Below are 11,999 nucleotides of genomic sequence, written 5' to 3' on the forward strand. Positions count from 1 at the left end.
CGGCGCGAAGAACGGGTCAGGTTGCGCGGGTATCGGCACATCAGGAAAGATCCGCCCCGTGACCTCACATATCAGAACCGATGCGCGCGCCAATCTGATCGGCGGCGCCTGGATGATCGCGGCCATGGCCGGGTTCGCCCTGGAGGACGCGCTGTTGAAAAGTGCCGCCAAGGTGCTGCCCATCTGGCAGGTTCTGGTTCTGTTCGGACTGGGCGGGGCGTTGATTTTCGCCGGGGTCGCGTTGATTCAGGGGCGGCGGTTGCTGCACCCCGATGTCCTATCCAAGCCGATGAAGATCCGAGTGCTGTTCGAAGTCTTCGGCCGCCTGTTCTATGTGCTGGCCATCGCCCTGACGCCGCTGTCCTCGGCCACAGTGATCCTGCAGGCCACGCCGCTGGTCGTGGTGGCGGGTGCCGCGCTGTTTTTCGGGGAAACCGTCGGCTGGCGGCGCTGGAGTGCCATTCTGGTCGGACTGATCGGAGTGGTGATCATCATCCAGCCGACCGGAGACAGTTTCTCGGCCCTGTCCATTCTTGCGGTACTGGGAATGCTGGGCTTTGCCGGCCGCGATCTGGCCAGCCGCGCCGCCCCCGCCACGTTGGGCACCACCGTTCTTGGGTTTTATGGCTTTCTGTCAATTGTCGTCGCCGGTGGACTGTACCGGGCTTTCGAAGGCGCCGCCGCGGTGCCGGTGGACGCCCGAGCCGCCCTGCACCTGACTGGAGCCGTGGTGATGGGCGCGGTGGCCTATTCTTCGCTGATGCTGGCCATGCGGACGGGTGAAGTGTCGGCCGTAACTCCGTTTCGCTATACCCGCCTTCTGTTCGGCATCGGGCTGGGCGTGCTGATATTCGACGAGCATCTGGACCAGACCATGAGGCTGGGCAGCGCGCTGATCGTGGCCTCGGGGCTTTACATCCTGTGGCGCGGGCGCCAGCGGCCTCAGCCCTTTTCGTGAAAGAAATCATAGACCTTCTGCGCCAGACCGGCCGAGATCCCGTCCACCGCCTTCAGGTCAGCCAGATTGGCGCGGCTGACCGCCTTGGCGCTGCCGAAATGCGCCAGCAGGGCACGTTTGCGGGCCGCGCCCACGCCGGGGATTTCATCGAGCGGCGTCGCGCCCATCGCCTTGGCCCGTTTGGCGCGGTGGGTGCCGATGGCAAAGCGGTGCGCCTCGTCCCGTAGCCGCTGAATGAAATACAGAACCGGGTCGTTGCGTTTCAGGGCAAAGGGGCGCTGGCCGATGCGGTGGAACTCTTCCTTGCCGTGGTCGCGATCGACGCCCTTGGCGACACCGACCATGGGGATGTCCTCGACCCCGTGCGCCTGCATGATCTCGTGCACGGCACTCACCTGCCCTGCACCCCCATCGATCAGCAACAGATCGGGCCACAGGCCCTTGTCGCGGTCGGGGTCCTCTTTCAACAAGCGGCTGAAGCGGCGGGTCAGCACCTCTTTCATCATGCCGAAATCGTCGCCCGGCGTCAGGTCGTCGCCGCGAATGTTGAATTTGCGATAGGCGTTCTTCATGAACCCCTCGGGACTGGCCACGATCATCGCGCCCACCGCGTTAGTGCCCTGGATATGCGAGTTGTCGTAGACCTCGATCCGCTTGGGTGGCGCGTCCAGATCGAAGGCCTCGGCCAGACCGCGCAGCAGCTTGGCCTGCGTCGCGCTTTCCGACATGCGGCGGGCCAGCGCCTCGCGCGCGTTGCGCAGCGCGCCCGAGACCAGTTCCAGCTTTTCGCCCCGCTGCGGCACTAGGATCTCGACCTTGCGGCCGGCCTTTTCCGACAGGGCCTGCTGCATCAGATCCGCGTTTTCGATTCCGTCCGACAGGATCAGCTGCCGCGGCGGTTCCTTGTTGTCGTAGAACTGGCCCAGAAAGGCCTCCATCACCTCGGCCGGGGAGACGTCGGGGCCGACCCGCGGATAGAAATCGCGGTTGCCCCAGTTCTGATTGGCGCGGATGAAGAACACCTGAACACAGGCCTGACCGCTGTCCATATAAAGGCCGATCACATCCGCCTCGGCCACACCGCGCGGGTTGATGCCCTGCGCCGTCTGCACCTGCGTCAACGCGCGAATCCGGTCGCGTAGGGCGGCGGCGCGCTCGAACTCCATCGCGTCCGAGGCCTCTTGCATCTGCGCGGCCAGTTCCTCCTGGATCCGGGTCGAGCGTCCGGACAGGAACCGCTCGGCGTCACGCACGCTTTCGGCATAGTCGGCCTGCGAAATCATGCCCACGCACGGCCCCGAGCAGCGCTTGATCTGGTAGAGCAGGCAGGGCCGGGTGCGACTGTCGAACATCGAATCCGAGCAGTTCCGGAGCAGAAAGGCCTTCTGCAATTGGTTCAGCGTGCGGTTCACCGCGCCCGCGCTGGCGAAGGGGCCGAAATAGGCGCCCTTTTCCTTCTTGGCCCCGCGATGCTTCTTGATCTGCGGAAACGGGTGATCCTTGGCCACCAGAATGTTGGGAAAGCTTTTGTCGTCGCGCAGCAGGACGTTGTACTTGGGCTTGAGCTGCTTGATCAGGTTCTGCTCAAGCAGCAGCGCCTCGGTCTCGGTCCGGGTGGTCAGGAACATCATCGACGCGGTCGAGGCGATCATGCGCTCGATCCGGCCGGAATGTCCCGGGCGGGTGTAGTTCGACACCCGCGCCCGCAGGTTGCGCGCCTTACCGACATACAGAACCCGGCTGTCCGCATCCAGCATCCGGTACACGCCAGGCGAACTGTCCAGCGTCTTCACGTATTTCTGGATGCAGGCATAGCCGGTCGGCTGAGGCTGGGATTGAGGGGCGCTGTCGGCGGTCATGAGAGAGAGATACGATTCTCTGACCGTGGCTGCAATCTTGCGCGCCTCAGATCAAGAGAAAACAAATCCACGATTCTTGTGGATAACTGTGCGGACAACTTTCCCTGCACTGTGATTTTTCCTTGAATCCTTGTGTTTTCACTGCGTTGCACAATAAATAGGCACAATTTCAACACATTGATTATAAAAGATATTTTTATTCTCGTTTTACAAGTGTATGAAAAAAAAGACATTTTTGTAACGAACCTGTAACAGGATCGAGAGCGGTGCAAAACTTGCAGGGGCAATACCTATTCAAGGCCCACTACATCAGGCGTTTGCCAGCCCAGATGCTGGCCGCCATCAACGCACAAAAGCTGGCCCGTGACCGCATGTGCGTCCAGAAAATACCCAAGGGCCGCGTTGATATCCGACGGGTTTGCACCGCGTTCCAGGACCGTGTTTTCGCGTTGCGTCTTGAAGTGCTGGGGGCTTTGCCGATGTCCCTGCAGGGTTGGACCCGGCCCAATGGCATTGACGCGAATGGCCGGCGTCAGTGCCTGGGCCGCCGTCCGGGTCAATGCCCATAGCCCCATCTTGGCGATGGTGTAGGACATGAACTCAGGCGTCAGTTTGCGCACCCGCATGTCGACCATATTCACGATCAAGCCGGTCGCGACGGGTTCGTCATTCTCATCCATCTCGGGTTCCAGACCCTGGCTTGCCATGGCCTGCGTCAGCACGAAGGGCGCGCGCAGGTTGCTGTCCATGTGGCGATCCCAGCTTTGCCGGGTGGCAGTGCGGATGTTGTCGTATTCGAAGATCGACGCATTGTTGACCAGACAGGTGATCGGACCGCCCAGCGCCTCGGCCGCGCGCGGCAAAAGGGTCTGCACCTGATCCTCGTCCAGCAGATCGGCCTGCAGCGCCACGGCATTGCGGCCCATCGACTGGATCTCGGACACGGTCTCGGCAGCGGCAGCGCCCGAGGTTGCGTGATGCACGGCAACGTCCATGCCACGTTTCGCCAGGTACAACGCCATGGCCCGCCCCAGTCGAATGCCGGCGCCGGTCACCAGTGCTCGGGTCATGTAGGGGCTCCTTTCAGTCAGATCAGGCCAACAGGATCACGACGTATGTGACGTAAAGCAGCGTCAAGATGAACCCCCAGACCCGGGTGATGTCTTGCTTGAAGAAGACGAACGGGATCAGCAGCAGGGACGAGCCCAGCATGACCCAAAGATCGAATTGCAGGAATTCGGGGTCCACGGGGATGCGCCCGAACAGCGTGGCGATACCGACAATGCCCAGAAGGTTGAACATGTTCGAACCGATGACGTTGCCCAGAGCAACATCGGCCTGCCGGCGCAACGCGGCCATGACGGTGGTCGCAAGTTCGGGAAGCGAGGTTCCGACCGCGACCAGCGTCAGCCCGATCACCGTTTCACTGACCCCGTAGGTCCGCGCAATGATGGTCGCGTTGTCGACCAGAAGGTGCGCGCCCATCGGCAGGCCAATCAGCCCCAGCACCAGATACAGCGACACCTTCCAGTACGGCATGTCCGGGTCGGCCTCTTCCAGCGTTTCCAGGTCCTGCTCTTCCGAGCAGGAGTTGCGATGCGCGTGCGCTTCTCGGAAGGCGTTGAGCAGGATCAGAGCCAATCCCGCCAGCAGGATTGCCCCGCTGAACAGGTTGAATTCCCCGCAAAAGGCCAAACCGATGAACAGAACCGAGGCCAGCAACATGAAGATGTAGTTTCTGCGCGTGTTGCATTCGCTGCTGTGGATCGTGGCCAGCAAGGCCGGCAAACCCAAGACCAGCAGGATGTTGGCCGTGTTCGAACCGACGACATTGCCCAACGCGATACCGGGCGCATTTTCCTCGATGGCCTTGATGGCAATCAGAAGCTCGGGTGCCGAGGTGCCGAAGGCCACGATCGTCAGGCTGACGATTAGGGCGGGAACACCCAGACGCAGGCTGAGATTCACCGCACCCCGCACCAGCGCGTCACCGGCCAACAGCAGGATCAACAAGCCAAGACCGGAAAGCAGCCAGGCCGTCATCGACGCCCTCCTTGCTCACATTTGCAGGGGCCCTTGCCGATCCGGAATCGACCGCAGCGCGGACATTTCGCGGAGTTCAATCGCTGTTGGCCGGGAAAGCGCAGCTTTCCGAACATCGCCAGGACCCCCATGGCAACCAGAAACAGAATGACGACCTTGACGATCACGTCACATACCAAAGCGCGCGTAGGCCGCGCGCTCCTCGAGCAGGGAAATGGCGTCCTGCGCCATGTCCGTTCCGAAACGCGACCAGATCGGTCGGCGCAACCCGTAGCGCCGGAATTTGACCTTGTCGCCAAACACTTCCTGCATCCTTGGCTTCAGATGCGCGATGCCGTCGATCAGCCCAAGTTCATGCGCACGCCGCGCCAGCCAGATTTCACCGGTAAACAGATCGGCGGCCTCGTCCAAGCGACTGCCGCGCCGAGCTTTCACATAGGCAATGAAATTCTGGTGGATGTCCTCCAAAAGCCCCTTGAGACGCGCGACATCCTCTTCTTTCTCCGGAGAGAACGGGTCCAGCATCGATTTGGATTTCCCGGCGGTGTGCACGCGCCGCTCGATCCCCTGACGGGCCAGAAAAACATGGGCTCCGAACCCCGAGGAGATGACCCCGATCGACCCCAGAACCGAGCTGTCATCCGCCCAGATCTCGTCCGCCGAAGCCGCAAGCCAATAACCACCCGAGGCCGCCACGTCCTCGACAAAGGCATGGACTGGCACCTTGAACTCGTCGGCCAACCGTCGGATCCGCGCACCGATCAGCGAGCTTTGCACCGGCGATCCGCCCGGCGAATTGATCTCGAGCGCGACGGCGGCAGGTTTTCCCTTGCGGAAGGCTTTTTCCAGAACCGGTGCCAAAGAGGCATCGTTCAGCGAGGCTCGGCCAGCCATTCCAATGGCTCCGGACAGGCGAACGACAGCCACGGTTGGCTGCTTGTTGAGAAACGGCAGGCTGAGTTTCATGGGTGCCGATGTAGAGTGCGCCCGCCCCTTAAACAAGGGACCCCACCTGCCATGAACGTGACGTGAACCAAAATCCTGTTCAGCCACGGCAAAAATGCAACGCCCTAGCTGCGGATGCGCCACCCGGTTTTGAAGATCCAACCGATGACCGCCAGGCAGAAGCCGGTAAAGGCCAGGATCGCCAGAAGGCTAAGCAGAATGGGCACGTCCGAAAGCCCGTAAAACGACCAGCGAAAGCCCGAGATCAAATAGACCACCGGGTTGAACAACGAGATCGTCTGCCACACCGGCGGCAGCATCGAAATCGAGTAGAACGTGCCGCCCAGAAAGATCAGAGGCGTCACAACCAGCTGCGGTACCAACGACATCTGTTCGAAATTGCTGGCCCAGATCCCGATGATGAAGCCCAGCAGGGAAAAGCTGAGGCAGGACAGGATCAGAAAGGCGGCCATCGCGAAGGGGTGCTCGATGCGGATGTCCACGAAGAACGTGGCGGTGGTCAGGATCACCAATCCCACGAACAACGCCTTGGTCGCGGCGGCGCCCACATAGCCGATCACGATCTCGATGAAATTCACCGGAGCCGAGAGCAGTTCGTAGATCGTGCCCAGGAACTTGGGGAAATAGATGCCAAAGGACGCGTTCGAGATCGACAGCATCACCACCGACAGCATGATCAGCCCCGGCACGATGAAGGCACCGTAGGAGACGCCCTCGACCTCCTGGATACGGCTGCCTATGGCGGTGCCGAACACCACGAAGTACAGCGAGGTCGACAGAACCGGTGACAGGAAGCTCTGCGCGAGGGTACGGAAGAACCGGGCCATTTCGAACCGGTAGATGGCGGCGATGGCGGACCAGTTCATGCGGCATCTCCGGACACGAGGTTGACGAAAATCTCTTCCAGGCTCGATTGCCGGGTCTGCACGTCGCGCAACACCAGCCCCGCCTCGGCCACGTCATTCAGCAAAGTGGTGATGCCAGTGCGATCGGCATTGGTGTCGTAGGTATAGATCAGCGCATCGCCCTGCCCATTCAGCACCAGATTGTGGTGGGCCAAACTGCCGGGAATGTCCGAGATCTTGCGGGTCAGCATGACCTCGATCTGCTTCTTGCCCATCTGCGCCATCAAGGTGTTTTTGTCCTGCACCAGCATCAGTTCGCCCTTGTCGATCACACCGATCCGGTCGGCGATGGCTTCGGCCTCTTCGATGTAGTGGGTGGTCAGGATGATGGTGACACCGGCAGCCTTCAACTCGTCGACGATGGCCCACATGTCCTTGCGCAGTTCGACATCCACGCCGGCGGTGGGTTCATCCAGAAACAGCACCCGCGGCTCGTGCGCCAGCGCCTTGGCGATCAGAACCCGCCGCTTCATGCCGCCTGACAGTTCCTTGATCGCGTTCTTGCGCTTGTCCCACAGCGACAACTTGCGCAGGATCTCTTCGATCCGGGCACTGTCCTGCCCATAGCCGAACAGACCGCGCGAAAACCGTACGGTGTTCCAGACCTTCTCGAACGGCTCCAGCGCAATTTCCTGCGGCACGAGGCCAATCATGCGCCGGGCTGCACGAAAGTCCGTGAGGATGTCGTGCCCCCCTACGGTGACAGTCCCAGACGTGGGCGTGGTAATCCCGCAAACCGTCGAGATCAGGGTTGTCTTTCCCGCTCCGTTCGGGCCGAGCAGGGCCAGGATCTCGCCCTCTTCAATGTCCAGCGATACGCCTTTCAGCGCTTCGAACCCGCCGGCATAGGTTTTGCGCAGATCCTTGATCGAAAGAATTGTCGTCATGCGTTTTCCCAGTTCTGGCCGGGACAGTATCGCGGCAGAGGATTGCCGAACAGACCAAATCCGCACAGTCCTCTGCGCGCAAACGCAGGTTTCACTCGCGCCCGGTCAGGCGGCCCAGCCAGCCTTTCTTTTCCCCCTCGGGGTTGCCTTCGCTGTCCTCTTCCGGCGCTGCAGGGCCTTCGAAATGCTGCTGAAGGTTCGAGAAGAACTGGTCAGCCATCTTTTTGGCAAAGCCGTCGATCAACCGGCTGCCAAGCTGCGCCAGCTTACCGCCAACCTTGGCATCCACGTCATAGGCCAGAAGCGTTCCACCGCTGTCACTGGAGCTGAACGTGACACTGGCGCTGCCCTTTGCAAAACCCGCGGCCCCGCCTTTGCCCTCACCCGCGATGGTCAGGCTTTGACCCTCAACCATATCGGACATCGTGACGGTGCCTTTGAACGTGGCCTTTACTGGCCCCACCTTCTGCACCACGGTCGCCTCGTAACCGTCCGTCGGATTGCCCGAGACCTCTTGCGCACCGGGTACGCAGGCTTTCAGCACCTCGGGGTCCAGAAGGGCCGCATAGACATCGGACGGCGCCGCCTGAATTTCACGTGTGTCACTCATTTGCATGGGACCACCCCCCTTTTTTGAAATGCCTGATATTCGACCAAAGACCTATCCACGAACTGCCGTTGCGGCAACCGTGTTCCACACATTATCCGCCGCCCCCGGAATCCTGGGCCCGCATGTCGGCAATCCGTTTCTGCACCAGTTCCAGATGCAGACGGGCATCATACTGCCCTTGCCTGTAGGCCGCTGGCAGCCGTAGGTCCGCCAGCTTTTCGTCCAGCACCTGCAACTGTCCCTGCATCCGCACGAGGTCTTCCGCGGAAGGGTTGTCGGCCAGGTCCTGTTCGATCAGACGAATTTCCGGGTAGTGCTGCCAAACACGCCATCGTTGGAAATAGGCGTAGATGCGCGGCAACAACCGGACCAGTGGAAGGACGATGAAAAAGAACGGCAGGAACAGAAGGAAAACCCGATTGACCTGCGCCGCCACCCAATAAGGCAACCAATCATGCCACGTGGATGGCCCTTCAAGTATCAGCTGCCGCGCAGTGTTGTTGAGGGGCAATGCGGTCCCTTCGATCCCCGGAAAGGCCCCGGGGTCATTGATGATGCCCTGAGCCTCGTGCAGGGCGATCGCCGCCATCGTCAGCCGGTTGACCAACGCCGGATGCAGTCCCGGCCGCACGACCAGTCGCGCCTCGAGAGCGATCAGATCTACCGGGCGCGGCGGTAGAACCGGGTTCAGCGACATGCCTCCGGTCGGTACGGTCACCACAGTGGCATAGGACAAACGACGTGAAATCGCCTCGACATGTTCAAGGTTCAGCACCTTCAGTCCCGGCACCTCGTAGGCGGCCAGCAGGTAGGGGGCTTCGATCGGGGCGACAAAGACGGCGATGTCCAACGTTCCGTCCAACAAGGCGTCGGCCGCCTGGTCATAGGGCAGTGCAACATGCACGTTATCCTCTTGGGCCAGCCCGACCGCGCGCTCGAAGTCGCGGAATGCGTCCGCGGTGCCGGACCCGGGCGCACCGCTGTTGATGCTCAACCCACGCCATAACGCGGGATTGGGCGGAATCCACGCATCCTCGCGCGCCATGAAAATCATCGGCTCGAAAAACACGGTCCCGATGGCCTGCGCCCGATCCGGGTCAACTTCGATGCCGCCCTGCAAGAAGGCCACATCCACAGCCCCGTCTTCCAGGAGACGCGCATTTTCGACCGACCCTGCGGTTTCGACGATCTCGAGCCGAATGTCATCCTCGGCAAGGACATCGGAATAGTCCTGCGCCACTTCGATATAGGCGCCACCCGCCGGTCCGGCTGCCATGCGCAGGTCGCCGGGCGGGTGCAGCAGAAGGATGATTGCCACCAGAACCGCCAAGACCATGGCGGCACTGATCGTGATCCAAAGACGCATCCTACCCCTCGCTGATCCACCCCGGACAGCACGCTACGCCGCTGGCCCCAAGCTGACAAGTATTCCGATGTGTTTGTTGGTTTTTCCCGTTCCGGATCAGACCGATGCCAGACGCCGCGTCGCTGCCGGTCGGTCTTGCATTCCGGCTGGGCCCCGGCCAGCATCGCCGCGAGGGAGTGCTGCTCATGCTGAACGGAATCCGTGTTGTCGAAATCGAGGGTCTCGGCCCCGGCCCGTTCGCCGCCATGCTGCTGGCGGATCTGGGGGCCGACGTCGTGACCATCCACCGCAAGGGGGGCGCCGTCACACCCGGCATGCCGGACCGATCCGTGCTGGACCGGGGCAAGCGCTCGATCGCGCTCGACCTCAAGGACCCCGACGACCTCGAAACCGCTCGGCGCCTGATCGCAACCGCCGATGCTTTGATCGAGGGCTTCCGCCCCGGCGTGATGGAGAAGCTGGGTCTGGGGCCCGAAGCCTGCCACGCCCTGAACCCGGCGCTGGTCTATGGCCGGATGACCGGCTGGGGCCAGGACAGCCCGCTTGCCGATACCGCAGGACATGATCTGAACTACATCGCCCTGTCCGGAGCGCTTTGGTACGCCTCACCACCCGGCATCGAGCCGATGACCCCCGCCACGCTGGTCGGCGATATCGGCGGCGGCGCGATGTATCTGGTCACCGGCATTCTGGCCGGGCTGCTGAACGCGCGCGCAACCGGCACGGGCACGGTGGTCGACGCCGCCATCTACGACGGCTCGGCCCACATGATGAACCTGCTGATGAGCCTGCGCCAGACAGGCAACCTGTCCAACACGCGCGGCAAGAGCCTGCTGGACGGCCCGCACTGGAGCCGTACATACGCCTGCGCGGATGGCGGCTTTGTTTCGGTCCAATGCCTCGAACCGAAATTCTATGCCCAATTCCTGGAAATCCTGGGCCTGTCCCAAGACCCGGCGTTCCAGCAACAATACGACAGCACGCTCTGGCCAGATTTGACCCTGCACCTGGCGGAAGTCTTCGCAACCAAGCCGCGCGACCATTGGGCCAAACTGTTCGAAGGATCAGACGCCTGCGTCGCCCCGGTGCTCAGCCCCGACGAGGCCGCAACCCATCCGATGAACACCGCCCGCCAAACCTGGCGAGAAACAGACGGCGCACTGCAGGCCGCGGCCGCCCCGCGCTTCTCCACCCATCAATGGCAGCCGAGACCCAGCCCGACCCGCGGCCAACACACGACCGATATTCTGATCGAACTCCAAGGCTCCAAAAAGACCTGACGCACCCTTCATCTGGCCAACGGCCAAGAGGGGGCTGGCCCCCTCGCACGCCGCCTACCCGCCGCGGACCGTGTCGATCATCAACCGCACATTTTCCGGGTCGGCATCCGGCGTGATCCCGTGACCCAGATTGAAGATATGCGGCCCCTTGGAAAAGGCGCGCAGGATGCGGCGGGTCTCATCCACCAGCGCCTGTCCACCGGTGACCATGTGAGACGAGGCCAGGTTGCCTTGCACGCAGCCATCCACCTGCACATGTTCGGCGGCCCATTCCGGCGCAACCGAGTTGTCCAGCGCCACGCAATCGACACCGGTGGCCTTCGCGAAACCGACATAGCCCTCGCCCGCCTCGCGCGGGAAACCGATGACCGGAATGCCCGGGTGGCGTTCCTTGAGCGCCTGAGTGATGATCCGGCACGGCTCGACCGCGTATTTGTTGAAAGCCTCGCCTTTCAGCGATCCAGCCCAGCTGTCGAAGATCTTGACCACCTCGGCCCCCGCTTCGATCTGAGCCGACAGATATTCGATCGTGGCCGCAGTGATCCGGTCCAGCAACGCCTCGAACAGCGCGGTGTTTTCCTCACGCAGGGCGTGGGCGGGGCCCTGATCAGGGGTGCCACGCCCGGCGATCATATAGGTCGCAACGGTCCACGGGGCGCCGGCAAAGCCAATCAGAGTCGTCTCGGACGGCAACTCGCGCGACAGGATGCGCACGGTTTCATAGACGGGTGACAGTGTCTCGTGAATCGCATCAACTGGTTTCAGTGCATCGAAATCCGATTGCTGCGTGATCGTTGACAGGCGCGGCCCTTCGCCGGTGACGAACCAAAGATCGACGCCCAGCGCCTGCGGCACCAGCAGGATGTCGGCAAAAAGGATCGCGGCATCGAACCCATAGCGGCGGATCGGCTGCAGCGTCACCTCCGCCGCCAGATCGGGGGTGTAGCACAGCGACAGGAAATCGCCCGCCTGTTCCCGCGTCGCGCGGTATTCCGGCAGATAGCGTCCGGCCTGTCGCATCATCCAGATCGGCGGCGTGTCCAGTACCTCGCCCGCCAGCGCCCGCAGCAGTTTTTTGTTCTCGGCCATGTCAGCCCCCACTATTCCGGTTCGCGCAACGGGTCC

General features: G+C 62.0%; 11 protein-coding genes. 2 read left to right on the forward strand and 9 right to left on the reverse strand.

Features of this window, described 5'->3' with window-relative positions; genetic code table 11:
* Positions 1–58: 58 nt before the first annotated feature.
* Complete coding sequence (locus ACR3EL_RS16145; protein WP_170342344.1) at positions 59–958, forward strand: DMT family transporter; 900 nt, start codon at positions 59–61, stop codon at positions 956–958.
* On the opposite strand, the gene uvrC is transcribed toward ACR3EL_RS16145, so the two are convergent.
* The 8 genes from uvrC to ACR3EL_RS16185 form a co-directional block, all read right to left on the reverse strand.
* The gene (gene uvrC, locus ACR3EL_RS16150; RefSeq protein WP_170342346.1) at positions 943–2,817 is read right to left on the reverse strand and encodes an excinuclease ABC subunit UvrC; all 1,875 of its coding nucleotides are present in this window, start codon (positions 2,815–2,817) and stop codon (positions 943–945) included. The two genes, ACR3EL_RS16145 and uvrC, sit on opposite strands and share 16 nt — an antisense overlap.
* A gap of 290 nt (positions 2,818–3,107) precedes the next feature.
* Positions 3,108–3,887: an SDR family oxidoreductase gene (locus ACR3EL_RS16155; protein ID WP_170342348.1), complete on the reverse strand. Its 780-nt coding sequence runs from the start codon at positions 3,885–3,887 to the stop codon at positions 3,108–3,110.
* A gap of 22 nt (positions 3,888–3,909) precedes the next feature.
* Complete coding sequence (locus ACR3EL_RS16160; RefSeq protein WP_170342350.1) at positions 3,910–4,860, reverse strand: calcium/sodium antiporter; 951 nt, start codon at positions 4,858–4,860, stop codon at positions 3,910–3,912.
* Between the two features lie 168 nt (positions 4,861–5,028).
* Complete coding sequence (locus ACR3EL_RS16165; protein ID WP_170342352.1) at positions 5,029–5,826, reverse strand: S49 family peptidase; 798 nt, start codon at positions 5,824–5,826, stop codon at positions 5,029–5,031.
* Between the two features lie 104 nt (positions 5,827–5,930).
* Positions 5,931–6,692 (reverse strand): ABC transporter permease, encoded by a 762-nt coding sequence (locus tag ACR3EL_RS16170; RefSeq protein WP_093963579.1) that lies wholly within the window; start codon positions 6,690–6,692, stop codon positions 5,931–5,933.
* Positions 6,689–7,618: an ABC transporter ATP-binding protein gene (locus ACR3EL_RS16175; RefSeq protein ID WP_480722305.1), complete on the reverse strand. Its 930-nt coding sequence runs from the start codon at positions 7,616–7,618 to the stop codon at positions 6,689–6,691. Before ACR3EL_RS16175 ends, ACR3EL_RS16170 begins: the two co-directional genes overlap by 4 nt.
* A gap of 91 nt (positions 7,619–7,709) precedes the next feature.
* Positions 7,710–8,234, reverse strand: a complete 525-nt coding sequence (locus tag ACR3EL_RS16180; protein ID WP_170342356.1) for an SRPBCC family protein — start codon at positions 8,232–8,234, stop codon at positions 7,710–7,712.
* A gap of 85 nt (positions 8,235–8,319) precedes the next feature.
* A complete protein-coding gene (locus tag ACR3EL_RS16185; RefSeq protein WP_480722308.1) occupies positions 8,320–9,594 on the reverse strand; it encodes a TAXI family TRAP transporter solute-binding subunit in 1,275 nt (424 codons plus the stop codon).
* 185 nt (positions 9,595–9,779) lie between these two features.
* Here ACR3EL_RS16185 and ACR3EL_RS16190 point away from each other — a divergent pair, with 185 nt between their 5' ends.
* Entirely contained in the window at positions 9,780–10,874 is a 1,095-nt protein-coding gene (locus ACR3EL_RS16190) for a CaiB/BaiF CoA transferase family protein (RefSeq protein ID WP_480722464.1), read from the forward strand.
* A gap of 54 nt (positions 10,875–10,928) precedes the next feature.
* Here the strand turns inward: ACR3EL_RS16190 and hemE are convergent, their stop codons facing one another.
* Complete coding sequence (hemE, locus tag ACR3EL_RS16195; protein WP_170342359.1) at positions 10,929–11,963, reverse strand: uroporphyrinogen decarboxylase; 1,035 nt, start codon at positions 11,961–11,963, stop codon at positions 10,929–10,931.
* Positions 11,964–11,999 lie beyond the last annotated feature (36 nt).

The organism is Ruegeria sp. BJ3, assembly GCF_056535665.1.

What these genes read in the sequence shown, in the direction of transcription:
- ACR3EL_RS16165 (WP_170342352.1), bottom strand. Translation starts at nt 5,826, where the DNA reads ATGAAACTCAGCCTGCCGTTTCTCAACAAGCAGCCAACCGTGGCTGTC.
- hemE (WP_170342359.1), bottom strand. Translation starts at nt 11,963, where the DNA reads ATGGCCGAGAACAAAAAACTGCTGCGGGCGCTGGCGGGCGAGGTACTG.
- ACR3EL_RS16185 (WP_480722308.1), bottom strand. Translation starts at nt 9,594, where the DNA reads ATGCGTCTTTGGATCACGATCAGTGCCGCCATGGTCTTGGCGGTTCTG.
- ACR3EL_RS16170 (WP_093963579.1), bottom strand. Translation starts at nt 6,692, where the DNA reads ATGAACTGGTCCGCCATCGCCGCCATCTACCGGTTCGAAATGGCCCGG.
- ACR3EL_RS16155 (WP_170342348.1), bottom strand. Translation starts at nt 3,887, where the DNA reads ATGACCCGAGCACTGGTGACCGGCGCCGGCATTCGACTGGGGCGGGCC.
- ACR3EL_RS16160 (WP_170342350.1), bottom strand. Translation starts at nt 4,860, where the DNA reads ATGACGGCCTGGCTGCTTTCCGGTCTTGGCTTGTTGATCCTGCTGTTG.
- ACR3EL_RS16180 (WP_170342356.1), bottom strand. Translation starts at nt 8,234, where the DNA reads ATGCAAATGAGTGACACACGTGAAATTCAGGCGGCGCCGTCCGATGTC.
- ACR3EL_RS16190 (WP_480722464.1), top strand. Translation starts at nt 9,780, where the DNA reads ATGCTGAACGGAATCCGTGTTGTCGAAATCGAGGGTCTCGGCCCCGGC.
- ACR3EL_RS16175 (WP_480722305.1), bottom strand. Translation starts at nt 7,618, where the DNA reads ATGACGACAATTCTTTCGATCAAGGATCTGCGCAAAACCTATGCCGGC.
- uvrC (WP_170342346.1), bottom strand. Translation starts at nt 2,817, where the DNA reads ATGACCGCCGACAGCGCCCCTCAATCCCAGCCTCAGCCGACCGGCTAT.